The following is a 19,009-nucleotide window of genomic DNA, read 5'->3' as shown; positions in this document are numbered from 1 at the left end:
GGTTGGCGGCGAAGTGGATCTCCTCCACCGCCGCCAACCTCATGATCACCGTCGGAGAGCGGGGACGGGGAGGTGGGTGGCGAACCAGGTGGCGGCGTGGGCGGCGACCTGGTCCAGGGTGCCGGGTTCCTCGAAGAGGTGGGTGGCACCGGGGACGATCCGCAGCTCGGCGATCTCGCCCAGCTCGGCCCGCGCCTGCTCGTTGAGCACGATCACCTCCTCGTCGAGGCCACCGACCAGCAGCAGCGTCGGTGCACGTACCTCGGTGAGGGCGCGACCGGCCAGGTCGGGCCGGCCGCCCCGGGAGACCACCGCGCGGACCCGGTCGGGGCGGGCGGCGGCGGCGACCAGGGCGGCGGCGGCACCGGTGCTGGCGCCGAAGAGGCCGACCGGCAGCGGGCCGAGGTCCTCGTCGCCGGCCATCCAGTCGACGGTCGCAGCGAGCCGCCCGGCCAGCATCCCGATGTCGAAGCGCAGCTCGGCGGTCCGCGCGTCCACCGCGTCCTCCGCCGGGGTGAGCAGGTCGACCAGCACGGTGGCCAGCGACCGCTCGTTGAGCGCGTGGGCCACGGCCACGTTGCGCGGGCTGTGCCGGGAACTGCCGCTGCCGTGGGCGAAGAGCACCACCCCCACCGGCCGGTCCGGGATGAACAGGTCCGCCGGCAGGCCGTCCGGCACCACCGGGATCGTCACCGCACGCGTCCGCATCGTCGACCTCCCACCGTTTCGCCGGTGGCGCGCATACCCCGTGGATGCTCCGGTTCACCTGTTGCCTTGACGCCGACGACAAGGTCTAGCGTGGCCCGCGAGGGCGGACGCGGGAGGTCGGATGCGGATCGGTGAGCTGGCGGAACGGGCCGGCACGAGCACTCGGACGCTGCGCTACTACGAGACCCGGGGACTGGTCCGACCGGGCCGGTCCGCCAACGGCTACCGCGTCTACGACGAGGCGGAGCTGCGGGTGGTGCACGAGATCCGGGCGCTGCTCGCGGTGGGTTTCGACCTGGACGACATCCGGCCGTTCGTGGCCTGCCTGCGGGCCGGCAACAGCTCCGGCGACGTCTGCCCCGACTCGGTGGCCGTGCTGCGCCGCAAGCTCGCCGAGGTGGACGACTACCTCGACCGGCTCGGCACGGTCCGTCACCAGCTGCACGACCAGCTCGCCCGCGCCATCGCCCACCGGGAGGAAACATGCCTCAGGACACGCACCAGAGCCGACTGACCGAGGTCACCGACGCCACCTTCGCCGCCACGGTGCTGGCGAGCCCGGTTCCGGTGGTCGTCGACTTCTGGGCGGAGTGGTGCCCGCCGTGCCGGGCCGTCTCGATCCACCTGGCCGAACTGGCCGAGGAGTTCGGCGACGCGCTGCGCTTCGTCGCCCTTGACTCGGACGAGAACCCGGAGACCACCCGGGCGTACCAGGTGATGTCGATGCCGACGCTGCTGGTGTTCTCCGCCGGCCAGGTCGTCGGCTCGATCGTCGGTTCGCGGCCGAAGAACCACCTGCGGCTCAGCTTCGCCCGCCATCTGGAGGGGTGACCGGCCCCGTTTGCCCCCGGGTCGATCGGGAAGCCGCAGGGTGACCCCACGGCGCGGCAGCGCCCCGACGGATCGCGAGGATCGCCATGGCCAAGCGGGACAGGTCCCAGCAGCAGACCGCCGAGCGGGAACGGCACGAACAGGACGCCGAGCGCGACCGGGACTGGGCGGACGAGGCGGCCCGGGCCCGTACCTCCGACGACCCGCGCACCACGTCGCCGCGGGACGCGGCCGGCCGGCCGTCCAACGGCCGCCAGTTCTGACGTACGCGAGGAGTCCCGGCCCGGTCACGACCCGGGCCGGGACTCCGGTCAGCTGGCGTTCTCCGGCAGGCGGAGCAGGGGTGCCCGGCCGGGCGGCTGCTCCGGCGGCGGCCCGGACGGATGGGCGGGCGGCACCGGCAGGGTGACCGGCTGCGCGGCGGTGACCTTGATCGGCTCGCCGTGGTGGCGCAGCTCCAGCGCCGTGTCGGGGCCGCCGTTGCGCAGGGTGTACGTGGTCTCGTGCGGCCGGACGTCCACCTTGAGCCGCATCCCCCGCCACTGCAGCGAGAACTCCAGCCGGCTGAGTCGGCTGGAGAGCCGGGGCGAGAAGGAGAGCGTGCCGTCGTGGTCGCGGAGGCCGCCGAAGCCGCCGACCAGGGCGATCCACGCGCCGGCCAGGGACGCCATGTGCACGCCGTCCCGGGTGTTCTCGTTGAGGTCGTGCAGGTCCATCAGCGCGGCCTCGCGCAGATAGCGGTGCGCCAGTTCGGGGTGCCCCACCTCCGCCGCCACCACCGCCTGGGTGCAGGCGGACAGGGACGAGTCGCGTACGGTGCGCCGCTCGTAGTAGTGGAAGTTGCGCTCCTTCTCCTTGTCGGTGAAGGCGTCGCCCCGCCAGTGCATGGCGAGCACCAGGTCGGCCTGCTTGACGACCTGCTTGCGGTACAGGTCGAAGTACGGGTAGTGCAGCAGCAGCGGGTACTTCTCCGGCGGGGTGTTCTCGAAGTCCCACTCCTGGAGCCGGGTGAACCCCTCCACCTGCCCGTGCACGTGCAGCCCCTCGTCGTACGGGACGTGCATGGCGTGCGCCGCGTCCCGCCACTCGGCGGCCTCCTCCTCGGTCACCCCCAGGTCGATCGCCTCGTCCCGGAAGCGCATCGCGCAGTCGGCGGCGGTGAGCAGGTTCCGCTGCGCCATCAGGTTGGTGTAGACGTTGTCGTTCTTGACCGCGGTGTACTCGTCGGGGCCGGTCACCCCGTCGATGTGGAAGCGACCGCGCCGGTCGTGGTGGCCCAGCGAACGCCACAGCCGGGCGGTCTCCACCAGCAGCTCCAGGCCGATCTCCCGTTCCAGCTGGTCGTCGCCGGTGGCCAGGACGTAGCGGCGAAGGGCGTCGGCGATGTCGGCGGCGATGTGGAACGCGGCCGTCCCGGCCGGCCAGTACGCCGACGACTCCGGGCCCTCGATGGTCCGCCACGGGAAGGCGGCACCCTTGAGGTTCAACGTGCGGGCCCGCTCCTGCGCCTGGGGCAGGGTGGAGTGCCGCCAGTGCAGCGCATCCCGCACCGCCGTCGGCTGGGTGTAGGTGAGCACCGGCAGCACGAACATCTCGGTGTCCCAGAACGCGTGCCCGTCGTAGCCGGGCCCGGTGAGTCCCTTCGCCGAGATGGGTCGCCGCTCGGCCCGGGCACCGGCCTGGAGCACGTGGAACAGGCCGAACCGGACGGCCTGCTGCACCTCCGGGTCGCCCTCGACCTTCACGTCGGCGGCGTCCCAGAACTCGTCGAGGTATTCCCGCTGCTCCCGGCGGAGCCCGTCCCAGCCGTCGAGGCGGGCGGCGGCCAGCGCCGCGCCGACCTGGTCGCGCAGGGCCGGCAGCGACCGCCGGCTCGACCAGCCGTACGTCAGGTATTTCACCACCCGCAGCGTCTGGCCGGGCTTGAGCACGCAGCCGACGGTGGTGCGGACCCAGTCCTCGTACCCCTCGGACTCGAAGGTGGTGCGTTCCGGGCCGTACACGTCGTGCGCCATGGCGGCGGCGACCCGCAGCCCGCTGACCTTGGTCCGGTGGATGAGCAGCCCGCCGTCGTCGGTGGTGAGCTCCTCCTCGGCCTGCAACGGGGACTCCAGCACGGCGGCCACCCGCGGGTCCCGGCTCTGTGCCGGCAGGTTCTCGTTGGCCACCAGCTCCGACTGGAGGATCACCCGGATCTGCTGGTCGACCGCCTCGACCTCGTAGTGGATCACGGCAACCGAGCGCTGGCTGAACGACACCAGGCGGGTGCTGCGGACCTTCACCTCCCGGCCGGCCGGGGAGCGCCAGTGCAGCTCCCGGTGCAGGGTGCCGGCGCGCAGGTCGAGGACCCGCTCGTGGGAGAGGAGTTCGCCGTACCGGACGTCGAGCGGTTCGTCGTCGACGAGCAGCCGGATCAGCTTGCCGTTGGTGACGTTGACGATGGTCTGGCCCGACTCGGGGAAGCCGAACCCGGCCTCCGCGTAGGGCAGCGGCCGCAGCTCGTAGAAGGAGTTGAGGTAGGTGCCGGGCAGGCCGTGCGGCTCACCCTCGTCGAGGTTGCCGCGCAGGCCGATGTGCCCGTTGGAGAGGGCGAAGACCGACTCGGACTGGGCCAGCACGTCCATGTCGAGGCGGACCTCCCGGACGTGCCAGGGCTCGACCGGATAGGCCCGTTCGCGGATCATGCCGGGGGCTCCTTCAGCAGGTCGGCGAGGTCGGTGACCACCACGTCGGCGCCGTGCGCGCGCAGTTCGTCGGCCTGGCCGACCCGGTCGACGCCGATCACGTACCCGAAGCCGCCGGCCTTCCCGGCGGCCACCCCGGCGAGGGCGTCCTCGAAGACGGCGGCGTTGCGTGGGGCGACGCCGAGCAGGTCGGCGCCGGCCAGGAAGGTGTCCGGGTGGGGCTTGCCGCGCAGGCTCCGCTCGCGGGCGACCACCCCGTCGACCCGGGCCTCCAGCAGCCGGTCGAGCCCGGCGGAGGCGACCACGTCCCGGCAGTTGGCGCTCGCGGAGACGACGGCCCGCCGCAGCCCGGCGGCGACGGCCGCTTCCAGGTAGGCCACCGAGCCAGGGTAGACGTCGACCCCGTCGGTGTGGATCCGCTTCAGCAGGATGACGTTCTTCCGGTTGCCCACCCCGTTGACCGTCTCCGCCTCGGGGGGGTCGTCCGGGGTGCCCTCGGGCAGGGTGATGCCGCGCGAGGCCAGGAACGAGCGGACCCCGTCGGCGCGCGGCTTGCCGTCCACGTACCGGTTGTAGTCCGGTCCCGGGTCGAACGGCCGGTACGGCTCGCCGGTGGCCTCGGCGCGGGCCTTCAGGAACGCGTCGAAGGTCTCGGTCCAGGCGGCGTTGTGCACCTTGGCGGTCTGCGTCAGCACACCGTCCAGATCGAAGAGACAGGCGGTCACGTGAGCAGGTAGACCCAGCACGTCTGGAATCTATCCAGCCGGGCGGTCGGGCAAACCCGCTTTCGTGGCGGGGATCAGCGGTTCGGGCGCAGCGTCCAGACCACGGTCAGCACGGACGTGACGGTCCCGTCCTCGGTGCCGACCTCGACGTGCACCGGGAACTCGGGTCGGGTGCCGGCGTCCAGCTCGGCGATCACCTCGGCCGGCGGTCGGCCGAGCCGGGCGGTGGCGCGCACCGGACCCATGGCGATCTTCTTGTACGCCATCTCGACCCGGACGGCCAGCGGCACCGCCCGGTCGAGCACCGTGCCGAACGCGGCGAGCACCACCGCGCCGGACGCGGTCTCGCCGAGGGTGAACATCGCCCCGGCGTGCGGGCCGCCGACGTGGTTGTGGGTGGCCGGCGAGTCGGGGAGCCGGACCACGGCCCGGACCCCGCCCTCCGCCTCGGGCGCGACCTCGACGATTTCGATGCCGAGCGTACGGGCGAACGGCACGGCCTCGAGCAGACCGGCCGCCACCTGGCGAGAGTCGATCGTCATGCCCCGACGCTACTCGCCGGTAACTTTCCGGGCAAGCCCTCCGGCGGACGGGGTGAGAAGGGGCCCCTTCTATACCGGAGGCGTTAACAGGGGGCCCCTCCTTGCACGCTCAGCGCCAGCCGACGTCGATGCGGTCGCCGCGCTCGTCGAAGAAGTGCAGGGCGTCCATGCGGACCTGGATCGCCAGCGGGTGGCCGGCCGAGACGGCCGGGTAGGGGGCGAGGCGGACGGCCAGCTCCGCCGGGCGTCGGTGGTGCCGGCCCGGGTCGTTGAGCACGCTGGTGCGGTTGCCGCCGCCGGTCGGCGCGGACACGGGCGCGTCGCTGGCCCGACCGGTCAGCCGCTGCATCACCTGGCCGAACCGGCGCAGGCCCCGCTGGCCGTTCTCGGCGGTCTCCGCGGGGGCACCCATCTCGTCCACCATGATCGCCGTGGCGCCGATGTCGAGGAAGGCCAGCGACTCGTGCCCGTGGTGCTCCAGATAGCGGATCCGCCCCTGGAGCACGTCGCCCGGGGTGTCCGGGGCGACCGGGGTGAGCGCCTCGGCCCGCATGCCGACCACGATCCGCTCGCCGTGATAGTGCGCCACAGCCCGGCTGCGGATGTCGTCCCACGGCAGATAGAGCGACTGCTCACCGAGGTTGAGCGCCACGTACCGGTCGAGATGGACGTAGACCGACGCCTCCAGCAGGTTCATCCGGGGGCTGCCCAGGAACGCGGCGACGTAGAGGGTGGCCGGGCGGCCGTACACCTGGGTGGGGGTGCCCACGTCCTGCAGCACGCCCTTGCGCATGATGGCCACCCGGTCGGCCATGGTCAGCGCCTCGGCCTGGTCGTGGGTGACGTAGATGGTGGTGACGCCCAGTTCCCGGGTCAGGCCGGAGATCTCCGCGCGCAGCTCGGCACGGAGGCCGCTGTCCAGGTTGGAGAGCGGTTCGTCCATCAGGAACAGGCCGGGCCGCCGGACGATGGCCCGACCCATCGCCACCCGCTGCCGCTGACCGCCGGAGAGCTGGCTCGGCTTGCGACCGAGGACGTCGCCGATGCCCAACGCGCTCGCCACGTCCTGGATCCGCTCGCCGCGCGGGGTCGGCTCGACCCCGGCCAGGCGCAGCGGGAAACCGATGTTGTCCCCCACGGTCATGTGCGGATAGAGCGCGAAGTCCTGGAAGACCATGGCGATCTTCCGCTCCCGCGGCGGCAGGTCGTTGGCCAGCTCGCCGTCGAGCATCACCGCGCCGGTGGTCGGGTCCTCCAGACCGGCCACCATGCGCAGCACGGTGGACTTCCCGCAGCCCGACGGGCCGAGCAGCACCATGAACTCGCCGTCATTGACGTCCAGATTTATGGTGTCGACCGCAACTGTCCCGTCCTGGAACACCTTGGTCACATCCTTGAGCGCGACGGTGGTCACCGTCTCCTCCCCCAGCTCGTCGGCCGAACCCGGCAATGACTGTGACCAGGATCATCCGATCAGCACATCGGGTAAACGTGCCATGTTCGGCTCGTGACAGACCTATTACACCGGATCGGCCGACCGCAATCGGTAAGGTAACCGGCGAGTAATCGCGTCACGCCGGACCGTCGAGGAAGACCCGACGAACCACCCGCTCCGCGGCGTGCCCGTCGTCCAGCGCGCAGAACCGGGCCCGGAACGCCCGCCGGGCCTCCTCCGCCGCCCCGGACCGGTGGGCCCCGGAGCGGAAGACCTCCAGCAGCGCGGGAAAGTCGAGCGCCACCGCGCCGGGCGGCTCGGCCGTCACGTCGAAGTAGACCCCCCGCGCCACCCGGTACGCCGCCCAGTCCGGCGCGTACACGACGACCGGCCGGTCCAGCACCGCATAGTCGAACATCGCCGACGAGTAGTCGGTGACCAGCACGTCCGCCGCCAGATAGAGGTCCTCCACCTGGTCGTGGGCGCTGACGTCGAGCAGCCGCGCCGCGCCGACCGGCCGGGGCCGTCGCTCCCGGTCGTGGAAGTAGTGGCTGCGCATCAGCAGGCGCCCGGTCGGGCCCAGCGCGTCGAGGAACCGGTCCGGGTCGAACGGTGGCCGCCAGCCCGGCAGGTGCTCCCGGTGGGTGGGCGCGTAGAGCACCACGAGGTCAGCCGGGTCGAGGCCGAGTTCCGCCCGGATCCGGCGTACCTCCGCCGGGGTGGCGGTGACCAGCCGGTCGTTGCGCGGATAGCCCGCCTCCAACGTGGTGTACGCGGCCGGATAGGCCCGCTCCCACATCTGGGTGGAGAAGCTGTTCGAGGTGACGCTGAAGTCCCAGCGGTCCACCCGGCGCAGCAGCGCGCCGAAGTCCATCCCGAGCGCGCCGATCGGATACCGCTGCTGGTCCAGGCCCATCACCTTGAGCGGGGTGCCGTGGTGGGTCTGCACGTGGACCGAGCCGGGTCGCTTGCGGACGAAGTCCGGGAAGTTGACGTTGTTGACCAGCCAGCGCGCCCGGGCCAGGGCCCGGTAGCAGGCCGGGGTGCCGGCGACGACATACTCGACGCCGGGCGGGAGGGTGTCGATCCGGTCCCGCCGGACGATCCACACGCCACGTACCTGGGGGGCGAGGCGGCGGGCGGCGGCATGGATCGCGGCCGGGTTGCAGGCGTAGCCGCGGTACCAGTAGGCGGCGTAGACGGCCAGCGTCGGGTCGATCGGCCGGCGCAGCTCGGCCCGGTAGTACTCGCGCAACACCGCCTCCCGGCCCGACCGGGCGGCCCGCCGGGCCACCGGCAGCACCCGCCGCCGGACCTGCCGCACCGCGTCCCCCGCCTGGTTGGCGCCGCGCAGCGCGCTGAACGTATGCCACCGGCCGGCCGCCACCAGCCGGTGCTTCAGCCCCTCGACGCCGCCCGGGACCGGGTAGCCGCCGGACGGCCGGAAACGGTGGAAGTCGGCGTGGATCTGGGCGAAGAACACCGGCCGCAGCTCGGGGGCGATCCGCTCGCCGTTGCCGAGCACGGTCAGGTAATGCCAGATCATCCGCTCGAAGACGGCCGGCCGCAGGTCGGTCACGTCCCACCGGTCCATCAGGCGGAACACCCGGTGCCACTGGGCGAACACCTCGAAGTGCCGGTCGCCGCGGGTCCGGGTGATCGCACCGGTGCGCCGCTGCCGGTAGTTGAGGCAGACCTGGTCCAGCACGCCGATCCGGTCGGCGGCCATCAGCACCGGATAGCTGAACGGGACGTCCTCGTACCAGCCGGGTTCGAAGCGCAGCCCGAGGTCGACCAGGAACCGCCGGCGCACCAACCGGTTCCAGGCGGTGTGCAGCAGCCGCAGGGTCTCCGGCCGGTCCCGCAGCCGGAACGTCGTCTCCCCGGGCGGGGTCGGGAAGACGTCGGCCATCGCGCTGCGGGTGCCGGTGCCGTCCCAGTGCGCCCGGACGTGGTCGACGATCAGCACGTCGGGGCGGGTGGCGGTCAGCCGGTCGGCGACGTGCGGCAGGCAGCCGGGCACCAGCCAGTCGTCGCCGTCGACGAACCAGACGTACTCGCCGACGGCCCGGTCCAGCCCGACGTTGCGGGCCGGACCGAGGCCGACGTTCTCGGCGAGGCGGACCGCGCGGACCCGGGGGTCGCGGGCGGCGTACTCGGCCAGGATCTCGCCGCTGCCGTCGGGCGAGGCGTCGTCGACCCCGACGACCTCCAGGTCACCGAAGGGCTGGCCGAGGATCGAGTCCAGGCACTCGCGCAGGTAGCCCTGCACTCGGAAGGCCGGAACGACGAAGCTGATCAGTGTCATCCCGGCCTCCGTCAGCCCGGCGAGCGGTCACCCCCGCCGAACGGCGGCCGGCGTCCGTCGGGCGCGGGCCGGCAGGACCACCCAGGCGAGGACCACGCTCGCGACGAAAACCACGAGAAGGTACGTACCGAGTGTAGCCAGAGCAATACTCGTGATTCCGACGATTGACCCGACGGCCAGCAGCCCCGACCGCCCCTCCCAGCCCAGCGTGGCGGCGTGCAGCGGCGGGGCCTCCTGCCGCTTCTCCAACCGGGCGGTCAGGTCGTAGTGGTGCAGGGTGAGCACGAAGACGTACCCGAAGATCAGCCAGGCCGGCGCGCGGCCCGCCACCCCGACGGCGATCGCGAAGAGGAACTCCCCGGCCCGCAGCGCCGCCGGGACCAGCCAGTCCAGCGGCCCGTCGTGCGCCGCCCGCGCTCCGGACGCGCCGGCCAGCAGCACCAGCAGCCCCAGCGGCACGGCCCAGCCCGGCAGCTGCCCGCCGTCGTGCACGGTCAGCAACGCCCAGAGCAGCAGCCCCGCCGCGCCGAGCGCGCCGAGCATCGCCAGCGCCAGCGGCCCCCGAGCGGCCGGCAGGATGCGGGCCAGCCGGCCGTCGTCCCGGTAGAGGCCGGTGTCGACCGTGGTCAGCACCGGCACCCGCATCCAGCGGGCCCGCAGCGTCCGCAACGCCCCGGTGTACGCGAACGCCAGCGTCCCCCAGACCAGCACCGCCACCAGCGCCACCAGCGGGCCGAAGAGCGCGGCGGCCAGCGCCATCAGCGCCCACCGCTCCCCGATCGGGAAGACCACCGTCCGCTTCAGCCAGTACGACACCGAGCCGGTGTCCGCCTGCACCTTCGTCGACGCGGCGTTCAACTTCCCGCCGATCCCACCGGTGTCGGGAGTCGCCGGGCGGGGTCGCCGGGCCGCCTCGTCGTGCAGCACGCCGTACCAGGTGTCGGTCATGTGCCGGACGGTCTGCAGGGTGATCGCGGCGATCGCGAGGGCCCAGCCGTAGCGGAACCCGGCGTGCGTGGCGCCGTAGCCGAGACCGGCGTAGACCACGTATTCCTTCGCCCGGTCGGCCATGGTGTCCAGCCAGCCACCCCAGGCGCTGAAGTGCCGGGTGTAGCGGGCCAACTGGCCGTCCACGCAGTCCAGCACGAAACCCAGGTAGAGCAGGACCGCACCGGCAACCAACGCGGGCCGCCCGCCGACGCCGAAGAGCACCGCCGCCGCCACCGCGAAGACCACCGAGATCATGGTGACCGCCGTCGGGCCCAGCCCGATCCGGGCCGCGGCCTTCGTCACGTACACCGACCAGGTGCTGACGAAGAAGGTGGTGAAGAAGTCGTCCCGCTCCTTGACCGAGAGCCGCAGTTCCGCCCTGTCCTCGTCGACCACGGCGACCGCCGCCTCGGCGGTGGCCCGGTCGGCCGGGTCGGTGGCCCGGTGCGCGACGAGCAGGCGTACCCGGTGGGCGAAGGTCAACGTGCCGCGCGCCGTGAGATCGGCGAAGAGCCGGTCCACCGCGGACGCCGTGGTCGTGGTGGTGGCCGCGCGGGCGGCGGCGGCCAGGGCGGGCAGGTCGTCCGGGCCGACGCGGAACGCGCCGCCGAAGACGCCGGTGGCGTCGGGCAGCTCGCCCGGGGCGCCCACCGCCACCACCTGGCCGCGCTCCTCACGGACCGCCACCTGACCGACCCCTGGCGGATCGGTGAGCACCAGCGCCACCGTCGGGCCGACCGGGCTCGTCGCCAGGTGCCGCAGGACGGCGGTGTGCGCCACCAGATCGGTGCCGCTGACCAGCACCGCAGCGTTCTGAGTGCTCACCAGCGCGGCCAGCTCGGCCAGGTCGGCGGCGACCCGCACGTCGGTCGCCCCGGCCCGCCGCCACTGCTCCGCCAGCCGCTGCGCGGCGTCACCCGTCCCGCCCGCCGCGTCGGCGGCGAGCACGATCGCGAGCGTCACCGCTGCGCCGCGCCGGCGTAGGCGGCCAGTGCCTCGTCGATCGTCCCGTCGACCGTCAGCCGGCCGGCGTCGAGATAGAGCCCCCGACGACAGAACCGGGTGAGGTCCTTTTCGTTGTGTGACACCAGCACCAGCGTGCGCCCTTCCGCGAGAAGTCGCTCGATGGTCGCATAGCACTTGGCGCGGAACTCGGCGTCCCCGACCGCGGTCACCTCGTCCACGAGCAGGATGGGATGCGGCAGGTGCGCGATCACCGCGAAGCCCAACCGGACCTTCATCCCCGACGAGTAGTGCCGGACCGTGGTGTCGATGGACCGTTCGATCTGCTCACCGGCGAACGAGACGATCTCGTCGAAGTGCCGGCGCAGGTAGCCGGTGGAGAGCCCGTGCAGGCCGCCGACCAGATAGAGGTTCTCCCGGCCGGTCAGGTCGTTGGAGAAACCCGCCGAGAGCTCCAGCAGCGGGGCCACGTCACCCCGGACCCGGATCCGGCCCTCGTCGGGGATCAGCACCCCGGCGATCAGCCGCAGCAGGGTGCTCTTGCCGGTGCCGTTGCGCCCCACCACCCCGACCGTGTCGCCCGGCTCGATCCGGAACGACACGTCCCGCAGCGGCCAGAACTGGCCGGCGTCGGCCTTCCGGCCGTCCCGGTGGATCAGCAGCTCCCGCAGCCGCAACTGCCGGCGCCGGTTGCGCACGAACCGGATGCCCAGACCGTCGGCCTCGATGATCGGCGGCATCACAGTTCCTTGAGCACGGCCGGTTCCAGCCGGCCGAACGCCCACCAGCCGGCCGCCAGCACCAGCAGGCTGCCCAGCACGGTGGTGGCGAGCAGCCAGGCGTCGGGGAACTCGTCCGGATACCAGATCGAGTGGTGCAGCTGGAAGATCCCGACCAGCGGGTTCAGCTCGTACGCCACCTTCACCCAGGTCGGCATGCCGGACTCCCGGACCAGGCTGAGCGGATAGATGATCGGGGTGGCGTAGAAGAGCAGCCGGATGATCAGCCGCATGAACCGCTCGATGTCCCGCATCAGCACGTTGAACGCCGACAGCAGCAGGGCGATCCCCACCAGCAGCACCAGTTGCACCGCCACGGCCAGCGGCAGGGCGAGCAGCGACCAGCCGAAGCGGATCTTCCCGTGCCAGGCGTAGATCGCCGCGATGCCGAGCAGGATGGGCAGGCCGGCGGCGTACTCGGCGAACCGGCCGGTGACCCGGCCGATCGGGAAGACCTGCCGGGGCACGTTCATCGTGGTGATCAGCCGGGCCTGGCCGGTCAGCGCGTTCGTCGCCTCGTTGAGCGCCGAACTGGCCCACATCCAGGCGAAGATGCCGGTGATCAGGAAGAGCGGATACGAGCCCGCCGCGTCGCCCAGGTGCCGACGGGTCGCCCCGGAATAGAGCACGCCGAAGACGAACCAGTAGATCAGACCCATGCCCAGCGGCTCGATCAGCGACCAGAAGTAGCCCAGCACGGACTGCTGGTACTTCACCGCGAGGTCCCGCTTCACCAGGATGCGCAGCGAGTTGCGGGCCGACCAGAGCGCCGCGACGCCTGTCGTCACCACCCCATCCTCGCCCGCGCCGTCGCCGCTCGGCGGCGGTGACCGGCCGGGTCACCCCATCGGGGTCAGCACTCGATGACGTTGACGGCGAGGCCGCCGCGGGCGGTCTCCTTGTACTTGACCTTCATGTCCGCGCCGGTCTCCCGCATGGTCTTGATGACCTTGTCCAGCGACACGTGGTGCACGCCGTCGCCGCGCAGCGCCAACCGGGCCGCCGTGATCGCCTTGATGCTGGCCACCGCGTTCCGCTCGATGCACGGGATCTGCACCAGCCCGCCCACCGGATCACACGTCAGCCCGAGGTTGTGCTCCATGCCGATCTCGGCCGCGTTCTCCACCTGCTCCGGGGTGCCGCCCAGCGCCTCGGCCAGCCCGGCCGCCGCCATCGAACACGCCGACCCCACCTCACCCTGGCAGCCCACCTCGGCACCGGAGATCGAGGCGTTCTCCTTGAACAGCACGCCGATCGCCCCGGCCGCCAGCAGGAACCGCACCACCCCGTCGTCGGACGCGCCCGGCACGAACCGCGTGTAGTAGTGCAGCACCGCCGGGATGATGCCCGCCGCACCGTTCGTCGGCGCGGTCACCACCCGGCCGCCGGCCGCGTTCTCCTCGTTCACCGCCAGCGCGAAGAGCGTCACCCAGTCCATCACCCGCAGCGGATCCATCGAGTAGACGTCCGCCTCCAGGCCACGCCGCAGCTCCGCCGCCCGACGGCGTACCTTCAGACCGCCCGGCAGGGTGCCGTCCCGCCGGCAGCCGCTCTCGACGCACTCGCGCATCACCCGCCAGATGTCCAACAGCCCCGCCCGCACCTCCCCCTCGGTACGCCAGGACAGCTCGTTGGCGAGCATCACCTCACTGATCGACAGCCCGTTGTCGGCGGTGACCTTCAGCAGCTCCGCGCCGGTGAGGAACGGGTACGGCACCCGCGTGGTGTCCGGGACGATCCGGTCCGCCCCGGCCGCCGCCTCGTCCACCACGAACCCACCACCGACCGAGTAGTACGTCCGGGCCCGCAGCTGCCCACCCGCCGCGTCGTACGCCGCGAAGGTCATCCCGTTCGGGTGATACGGCAGCGACCGGCGACGGTGCAGCACCAGATCATGGTCCGGGTCGAAGTCGACCTCCTGTACGCCCAGCAGACGCAGCCGGCGCCCGGCACGGATCTCCGCCACCCGGGAACCCACTCGGTCCGTGTCGACCGTCTCCGGCGCCTCGCCCTCCAACCCGAGCAGCACCGCCCGGTCACTGCCGTGACCGTGCCCGGTCGCGCCCAGCGAGCCGAAGAGTTCCGCCTGCACCCGGGCGGTGTCGGCGAGCAGGCCGTCGGCCTTGAGCCCGGTGACGAAGGTCCGGGCGGCCCGCATCGGCCCGACGGTGTGCGAGCTGGACGGCCCGATGCCGACGCTGAAAAGGTCGAAAACACTGATCATGGCTGCGCTTCCTCGCCGTCGTACCCGTTGTGCGGAGTCCGGCCCGGTCGTGCCGCCCCGGGTCCGGGACGGCTGGTGGAGGCCCGGGGTGTGGGCGCCCGACCGGCGAGCCTACCCGCCCAGCTCACCCCACATTCCCGCGCGCACCCCGCCCCCTCCGCAACCCCGCACATTCCGGCACGGGGGCACCAGGGGAAGGGTCGGCGGGGACCCGGCGGGGTAAGCACCTACGGGTGCCGGGGCCGCCGCTCCTCCTCGCGGCCGAGGGCGCGGTGGGCGCCCCTTCCTACCGTTGAGTGCAGCGCGGCGGATCGCCGCAGAGTGGGAGTACGACGATGAGTCGCAAACTGGTCCGGCCCCGTCAGGGGCGCATGCTCGCCGGTGTCTGCGCCGGCCTCGCCCAGCGGTTCGGCATGTCGGCCGGCATGATCCGGCTGCTGTTCCTGCTGTCGCTGCTGCTGCCCGGCACCCAGGTGATCGTCTACCTGGTCCTCTGGATCCTGATGCCGAACGAGGACACCCACACCCGCTACTGACCCCCGCCCGTCCCCCGTCGACGCGCGCGAGGCACCGGTTTCTCTGAATCCGGTGCCTCGCCGTCGCGAATGGGGCCGCTTTCCGTGAAAATGCCGCCCGCCCCCTGAGGCGGGCGGGCGGACGGGTGAGCGAGCGGGGGGTGCGCGTCAGGGGGCGGTGTAGGTGACGGTGACCTTCTCGTAGCCCAGGGAGCGGAGCAGGCCCTCCAGCATCTTGCGGGTGTTCTCCTGGGCGCGGGCGGTGAGCCCGCTGTCCCGGGCGGCGGCGGTGATCTTGTCCTCGGCCAGTTTGTAGACCTGCTGCTGCTTGTTGGGGTCACCGGCGACCAGGTCGTTGATCCGGTTGATCAGGCCGCGCTGCTCGGCGAAGACATAGCTCTTCTCCAGGTCGAGGTTGGTCTCGCCGAGCTGCGGCGCGGGCAGCTTGATCTCGACCGACTTGCCGTCGGCGGACTCCACCACCGCTCCGTCGGCGATCTTGGCGAAGTCGACGTACGCCTCGACGCTGCCGGCCCCGACGAAGAGCGTCCGCTCGTTGAGCAGGAACGCCGGCACGTTGTTCCGGTCCTTCTGCAGGTCGACGACGACCTGGAAGTTGCCCTCGGCGGCGACGTAACGGCTGAGGTCGCGGATCGACTTGAGCAGCGGCGGCTGGCTGCGGTCGGTCTGCTCCTTGGCGAACGGGTTGCGGAAGTCCGGCAGGATCCCGGTGGCCTGCACGCCGAGCAGCACCACCACCGCGAGCGCCGCCGCGCCGAGCACCGCCAGCAGGCCCCGGGTCGCCCCGCCCCCGGGCCGCCCCGGTGTCGGGTCGGCAGGGACGTCGGACCGCTCCCGCAGCGACTCACCGGTCGGATAACCGGGGAACTCCCTGGTGGGCTCGTTGATGTCACCGTCGCGGGCCATCGCCCTCACCGTCCTCGTCAGAAACATCGACTGGTGATGACGTTACGGCCACTGTGCGACACCCGCCCGGCGAGCAACCCGAACGGGTGAACGGCGCAGGTCAGGCGAAGGCGGACAGGCCGGTGAGGCGCTGCCCGATGACCAGCTGGTGGATCTCCGAGGTGCCCTCGTAGGTCAGCACGCTCTCCAGGTTGTTGGCGTGCCGCATCACCGGGTACTCGCCGGAGACGCCGTTGGCGCCGAGGATCGTGCGGCACTCCCGGGCGATCGCGATCGCCTCCCGGACGTTGTTCAGCTTGCCCACGCTGACCTGGTCGGGGCGGAGCCGGCCGGCGTCGGCGAGGCGGCCCAGGTGCAGCGCCAGCAGCAGGCCCTTGTTCCACTCGACCGCCATGTCGGCGAGCTTGGCCTGGGTGAGCTGGAAGCCGGCCAGCGGCCGGCCGAACTGGGTGCGGGTGGTCGCGTACGACAGGGCCGTCTCCAGGCAGTCGCGGGCCGCGCCGAGCGCACCCCAGACGATGCCGTGCCGGGCCTCGGTCAGGCAGCTCAGCGGCGCCTTCAGCCCGACCGCCTCGGGCAGCCGGGCGTCTGCGGGCAGCCGCACGTCGTCGAGGGCGATCTCGCCGGTCAGCGACGCGCGCAGCGACATCTTGTGCCGGATCTCGCGGGCCGTCACCCCCGGCGTGTCCATGGCTACGGCGAAACCCCGCACGCCCTCGTCGGTGCGCGCCCAGATCACGGCCACGTCGGCGATCGGCGCGTTGGTGATCCACATCTTGCTGCCGTTGAGGATCCAGTCGTCGCCGTCGCGGCGGGCCCGGGTGGCCATCGACGCCGGATCGGAGCCGTGGTCCGGCTCGGTCAGCCCGAAGCAGCCGATCGCCTCGCCGGCCGCCATCGCGGGCAGCCAGCGCTGCTTCTGCTCCTCGCTGCCGAAACGCCAGATGGCGTACATGGCGAGTGAGCCCTGCACCGAGACCAGGGAGCGGACGCCGGAGTCGCCGGCCTCCAGCTCCAGGCAGGCCAGCCCGTACGCGACGGCGGAGGCGCCGGCGCAGCCGTACCCGGTCAGGTGCATGCCGAGCAGGCCGAGCTTGCCGAACTCGCGGGCCAGCTCGCGGGCCGGTACCTGACCGTCCTCGTACCAGCCGGCGACGTGCGGGCGTACCCGGTCGTCGACGAGCTGGCGCACGACGGCCCGGATCTGCCGCTCCTCCTCGCTCAGCGACGCGTCGATGTCGAGCAGGTCGAGAGGGCTCATGGCCGCCACCTTAACGACTCTTCAGGCCGCCGTCACGCGGCCCGACCGCCGGGACCACGTGGTGGAACCGCCGGCGTCACTCGGGCTGGCCGCTGAGCACCAGCACCCGGGCGTGGATCTGGTTGCGCTGCTGGAGCGCCGCGCGCAGCGCCCGGTGCAGGCCGTCCTCCAGATAGAGGCCGCCGTTCCACTGCACCACGTGCGGGAAGAGGTCGCCGTAGAAGGTGGAGTCCTCGGCGAGGAGCTTGTCGAGCGCGAGCTCCCGCTTGGTGGTGATGAGCTGGTCCAGCCGCAGCGGTCGCGGCGGGATCTCCGCCCACTGCTTGAGCGTGAGGTTGTGCTCCGGGTAGGGACGTCCGTCCCGGACCGCTCTGAAGATCACGGCACGCTCCCTCCCCCTCGCCCGGCCGCACCGTGGCGCCCGGCCGGTGCACGGCGGGGCACCGCGCGGCGCGGCTGATGATGTCCGTGCCAGCCTAGCCGCCCCCGCCACACCGCGTTTTACTCCCTCATGTCGGGTTCGCTACCGCCCGTACCCGGTGCGGGCGACCCGAACCGCGTCAACTCCAGCGGCCCCGGCGGACCACCTCGTCGACCGGTCGCCGACCCCGGCGCAGCGACGGTGACCGATGGTCGGGTGACCGGTAACCCACCGTGACCGCGCCGATCGGCTGGTACTCCTCGGGCACCCCGAACGCCTCGCGGTAGGCGTCCAGCCGCTGCGGCGGAATGCCGAAGAAGCACGCGCCGAGCCCCTCGTCGACGGCGGTGAGCAGCATCAGCAGCGCGGCGAAGCCGGTGTCGACGAACCAGTACGGCACCGGCCAGCGCTCGGCCGAGCGGTCCGCCCAGCCCTTGTCCGGTTCGGCGTACCGCTCCAGGTAGGCGGACCGGTTGGCGTGCGGTACGACGATCAGCGGCGCCCGCCGCATGCCGGCCAGCCAGCGCTCCCGCCCGCCGCCCGCCGGGGTGGCCGCCGTCCAGAACAGCTCCCGGTCGGCCGGCGTCTCCAGCACCAGGAAGCCCCAGCCCTGCGCGAAGCCCGCCGAGGGTGCCCGGGTGGCGTGGGCCAGCAGCCGGTCCACCACGTCGGGCGGGACCGGGCGGTCCGGGTCGTAGTTGCGGACCATCCGGCGACGCCGGACCACCTCGGCGAACTCCACTGCCGCTCTCCCCTGCCTCAGCCCCGGGGCCGGACACCCCAGGCACCCCGCCAGGTGTCCCCCGGCGCCAGGGTGATCACGTCCCGACCCGAGCGGAACGCGTCGGCCGGGCAGGTCATCGGCTCCACGGCCACCGACCGCCGGTGCCGCTCCCCGCTGAGGGTGTCCCCGGTGAAGACCTGCCACCAGCCGAACTCGCCGTCCGCCCAGACGTGCACGGCGGCGGAGCCGTCCGGGGCGGCGAGGGTCACCGTGGAGGTGCCGTCGGCGTCCCGGACCACGTCGCCGAAGGCCATGTCGAGCACCGCGTCGCCGATCGGGCGGGGCTCGGTGTAGTCGTACTCGGTGCCGGCGACGCCGGTGACGCCGACCGGCAGCAGCCGACCGTCCAGCAGCATCCGGGACCGCCCCGGCACCCGCATCGTCAGCTCGTCGACCGGGACGCCGGGCAGTTGGAGGTACGGGTGCATCGAGTAGCCGTACGGACAGGGCTCGGTGGCGAGGTTGGTGACCTCGTGCTCGACCCGCAGCGCGTCCGCGCCCACGCTCCACCGGTTGCGCAGCCGCAGCGGCCAGGGGTAACCCGGGGTCGGTGGCAGCTCGTACCCGACGGTCACCGCGTCGTCCGCCTGCTCGACCAGGTCCCACCGCACCCAGTTGACCAGGCCGTGGATGGCGTTGCCCCGGGCCGGTTCGGTCAGGTCCAGCTGGTACGACCGGCCGCCGAACGTGTACTGCCCGTCCCGGATCCGGTTCGGCCAGGGCGACAGCACGTGACCGGCCGAGCCGGGGCTGATCTCGTCCGCGTCGTACCCGTCGACGTAGTCCACCCCGTCGTGCCGGTACGACCGCAGCCCTCCGCCCACCTCGACGATGACCGCCTCGTGGCCGTCGGCGGCAATGGTCCACTGTGTCCCGGACGGGGGACGGATCGCGGCGTTCTCCATGCCGGCG

At 72.5% G+C, this 19,009-nt stretch carries 19 protein-coding genes; 4 read left to right on the top strand and 15 right to left on the bottom strand.

Annotation, left to right across the window (positions count from 1 at the left end; translation table 11 throughout):
- Positions 1 to 45 precede the first annotated feature (45 nt).
- Positions 46 to 708 carry a dienelactone hydrolase family protein gene (locus MRQ36_RS15465; protein ID WP_242796232.1) on the bottom strand — a complete coding sequence of 221 codons (663 nt, stop codon included), beginning with the start codon at positions 706 to 708 and terminating at the stop codon, positions 46 to 48.
- A gap of 121 nt (positions 709 to 829) precedes the next feature.
- Between MRQ36_RS15465 and MRQ36_RS15460 the strand changes: the two genes are divergently transcribed.
- The 3 genes from MRQ36_RS15460 (at position 830) to MRQ36_RS15450 (ending at position 1,802) form a co-directional block, all read left to right on the top strand.
- Positions 830 to 1,222, top strand: coding sequence for a MerR family transcriptional regulator (locus tag MRQ36_RS15460; protein WP_242796230.1), 393 nt, complete (start codon positions 830 to 832; stop codon positions 1,220 to 1,222).
- A complete protein-coding gene (locus tag MRQ36_RS15455; RefSeq protein ID WP_278187515.1) occupies positions 1,192 to 1,539 on the top strand; it encodes a co-chaperone YbbN in 348 nt (115 codons plus the stop codon). Before MRQ36_RS15460 ends, MRQ36_RS15455 begins: the two co-directional genes overlap by 31 nt.
- A gap of 86 nt (positions 1,540 to 1,625) precedes the next feature.
- The gene (locus tag MRQ36_RS15450) at positions 1,626 to 1,802 is read left to right on the top strand and encodes a hypothetical protein (RefSeq protein WP_242796229.1); all 177 of its coding nucleotides are present in this window, start codon (positions 1,626 to 1,628) and stop codon (positions 1,800 to 1,802) included.
- Positions 1,803 to 1,850: 48 nt separating this feature from the next.
- Here the strand turns inward: MRQ36_RS15450 and MRQ36_RS15445 are convergent, their stop codons facing one another.
- From MRQ36_RS15445 to MRQ36_RS15405, 9 genes are all read right to left on the bottom strand, one after another.
- A complete protein-coding gene (locus MRQ36_RS15445) occupies positions 1,851 to 4,223 on the bottom strand; it encodes a glycoside hydrolase family 65 protein (protein WP_242796228.1) in 2,373 nt (790 codons plus the stop codon).
- Positions 4,220 to 4,969, bottom strand: coding sequence for a beta-phosphoglucomutase family hydrolase (locus MRQ36_RS15440; protein WP_242796227.1), 750 nt, complete (start codon positions 4,967 to 4,969; stop codon positions 4,220 to 4,222). The genes MRQ36_RS15445 and MRQ36_RS15440 overlap by 4 nt, the downstream gene beginning before the upstream one ends.
- A 53-nt stretch (positions 4,970 to 5,022) precedes the next feature.
- On the bottom strand, positions 5,023 to 5,490 hold the full coding sequence (locus MRQ36_RS15435) for a DUF4442 domain-containing protein (protein WP_242796226.1): 468 nt from the start codon (positions 5,488 to 5,490) through the stop codon (positions 5,023 to 5,025).
- A 109-nt stretch (positions 5,491 to 5,599) separates the two neighbouring features.
- Positions 5,600 to 6,904 carry an ABC transporter ATP-binding protein gene (locus MRQ36_RS15430; protein WP_242796225.1) on the bottom strand — a complete coding sequence of 435 codons (1,305 nt, stop codon included), beginning with the start codon at positions 6,902 to 6,904 and terminating at the stop codon, positions 5,600 to 5,602.
- Between the two features lie 157 nt (positions 6,905 to 7,061).
- Entirely contained in the window at positions 7,062 to 9,233 is a 2,172-nt protein-coding gene (locus MRQ36_RS15425; protein WP_242796224.1) for a bifunctional glycosyltransferase family 2 protein/CDP-glycerol:glycerophosphate glycerophosphotransferase, read from the bottom strand.
- A 27-nt stretch (positions 9,234 to 9,260) separates the two neighbouring features.
- Positions 9,261 to 11,186, bottom strand: a complete 1,926-nt coding sequence (locus MRQ36_RS15420) for a DUF5941 domain-containing protein (protein WP_242796223.1) — start codon at positions 11,184 to 11,186, stop codon at positions 9,261 to 9,263.
- Complete coding sequence (locus MRQ36_RS15415; RefSeq protein ID WP_242796222.1) at positions 11,183 to 11,929, bottom strand: ABC transporter ATP-binding protein; 747 nt, start codon at positions 11,927 to 11,929, stop codon at positions 11,183 to 11,185. Before MRQ36_RS15415 ends, MRQ36_RS15420 begins: the two co-directional genes overlap by 4 nt.
- Positions 11,926 to 12,753, bottom strand: a complete 828-nt coding sequence (locus MRQ36_RS15410) for an ABC transporter permease (RefSeq protein ID WP_242796221.1) — start codon at positions 12,751 to 12,753, stop codon at positions 11,926 to 11,928. The genes MRQ36_RS15415 and MRQ36_RS15410 overlap by 4 nt, the downstream gene beginning before the upstream one ends.
- A 65-nt stretch (positions 12,754 to 12,818) precedes the next feature.
- A complete protein-coding gene (locus tag MRQ36_RS15405) occupies positions 12,819 to 14,189 on the bottom strand; it encodes an L-serine ammonia-lyase (protein ID WP_242796220.1) in 1,371 nt (456 codons plus the stop codon).
- A gap of 335 nt (positions 14,190 to 14,524) precedes the next feature.
- Here MRQ36_RS15405 and MRQ36_RS15400 point away from each other — a divergent pair, with 335 nt between their 5' ends.
- Positions 14,525 to 14,725: a PspC domain-containing protein gene (locus MRQ36_RS15400; RefSeq protein ID WP_242796219.1), complete on the top strand. Its 201-nt coding sequence runs from the start codon at positions 14,525 to 14,527 to the stop codon at positions 14,723 to 14,725.
- Positions 14,726 to 14,872: 147 nt separating this feature from the next.
- Here MRQ36_RS15400 and MRQ36_RS15395 read toward each other — a convergent pair whose 3' ends face one another.
- The 5 genes from MRQ36_RS15395 to MRQ36_RS15375 all read right to left on the bottom strand — a co-directional run bounded on the left by MRQ36_RS15395 (position 14,873) and on the right by MRQ36_RS15375 (position 19,002).
- The gene (locus MRQ36_RS15395; protein ID WP_242796218.1) at positions 14,873 to 15,631 is read right to left on the bottom strand and encodes a DUF4230 domain-containing protein; all 759 of its coding nucleotides are present in this window, start codon (positions 15,629 to 15,631) and stop codon (positions 14,873 to 14,875) included.
- A gap of 100 nt (positions 15,632 to 15,731) precedes the next feature.
- Positions 15,732 to 16,892, bottom strand: coding sequence for an acyl-CoA dehydrogenase family protein (locus tag MRQ36_RS15390; RefSeq protein ID WP_242796216.1), 1,161 nt, complete (start codon positions 16,890 to 16,892; stop codon positions 15,732 to 15,734).
- Positions 16,893 to 16,968: 76 nt separating this feature from the next.
- Entirely contained in the window at positions 16,969 to 17,274 is a 306-nt protein-coding gene (locus MRQ36_RS15385; RefSeq protein ID WP_073839113.1) for a type II toxin-antitoxin system VapB family antitoxin, read from the bottom strand.
- A 178-nt stretch (positions 17,275 to 17,452) separates the two neighbouring features.
- Positions 17,453 to 18,055 carry a nitroreductase family protein gene (locus tag MRQ36_RS15380; protein ID WP_242796214.1) on the bottom strand — a complete coding sequence of 201 codons (603 nt, stop codon included), beginning with the start codon at positions 18,053 to 18,055 and terminating at the stop codon, positions 17,453 to 17,455.
- Positions 18,056 to 18,072: 17 nt separating this feature from the next.
- The gene (locus tag MRQ36_RS15375) at positions 18,073 to 19,002 is read right to left on the bottom strand and encodes an aldose 1-epimerase family protein (RefSeq protein ID WP_242796212.1); all 930 of its coding nucleotides are present in this window, start codon (positions 19,000 to 19,002) and stop codon (positions 18,073 to 18,075) included.
- Positions 19,003 to 19,009 lie beyond the last annotated feature (7 nt).

The organism is Micromonospora sp. R77, from assembly GCF_022747945.1.
Classification (GTDB): domain Bacteria; phylum Actinomycetota; class Actinomycetes; order Mycobacteriales; family Micromonosporaceae; genus Micromonospora.
This window is presented reverse-complemented; position numbering and strand designations above follow the sequence as displayed.

Excerpts from the sequence above, each read along its gene's own strand:
- MRQ36_RS15465 (WP_242796232.1), bottom strand. The coding sequence starts at position 708 with ATGCGGACGCGTGCGGTGACGATCCCGGTGGTGCCGGACGGCCTGCCG.
- MRQ36_RS15460 (WP_242796230.1), top strand. The coding sequence starts at position 830 with ATGCGGATCGGTGAGCTGGCGGAACGGGCCGGCACGAGCACTCGGACG.
- MRQ36_RS15455 (WP_278187515.1), top strand. The coding sequence starts at position 1,192 with ATGCCTCAGGACACGCACCAGAGCCGACTGACCGAGGTCACCGACGCC.
- MRQ36_RS15450 (WP_242796229.1), top strand. The coding sequence starts at position 1,626 with ATGGCCAAGCGGGACAGGTCCCAGCAGCAGACCGCCGAGCGGGAACGG.
- MRQ36_RS15445 (WP_242796228.1), bottom strand. The coding sequence starts at position 4,223 with ATGATCCGCGAACGGGCCTATCCGGTCGAGCCCTGGCACGTCCGGGAG.
- MRQ36_RS15435 (WP_242796226.1), bottom strand. The coding sequence starts at position 5,490 with ATGACGATCGACTCTCGCCAGGTGGCGGCCGGTCTGCTCGAGGCCGTG.
- MRQ36_RS15425 (WP_242796224.1), bottom strand. The coding sequence starts at position 9,233 with ATGACACTGATCAGCTTCGTCGTTCCGGCCTTCCGAGTGCAGGGCTAC.
- MRQ36_RS15405 (WP_242796220.1), bottom strand. The coding sequence starts at position 14,189 with ATGATCAGTGTTTTCGACCTTTTCAGCGTCGGCATCGGGCCGTCCAGC.
- MRQ36_RS15400 (WP_242796219.1), top strand. The coding sequence starts at position 14,525 with ATGAGTCGCAAACTGGTCCGGCCCCGTCAGGGGCGCATGCTCGCCGGT.
- MRQ36_RS15395 (WP_242796218.1), bottom strand. The coding sequence starts at position 15,631 with ATGGCCCGCGACGGTGACATCAACGAGCCCACCAGGGAGTTCCCCGGT.
- MRQ36_RS15390 (WP_242796216.1), bottom strand. The coding sequence starts at position 16,892 with ATGAGCCCTCTCGACCTGCTCGACATCGACGCGTCGCTGAGCGAGGAG.
- MRQ36_RS15375 (WP_242796212.1), bottom strand. The coding sequence starts at position 19,002 with ATGGAGAACGCCGCGATCCGTCCCCCGTCCGGGACACAGTGGACCATT.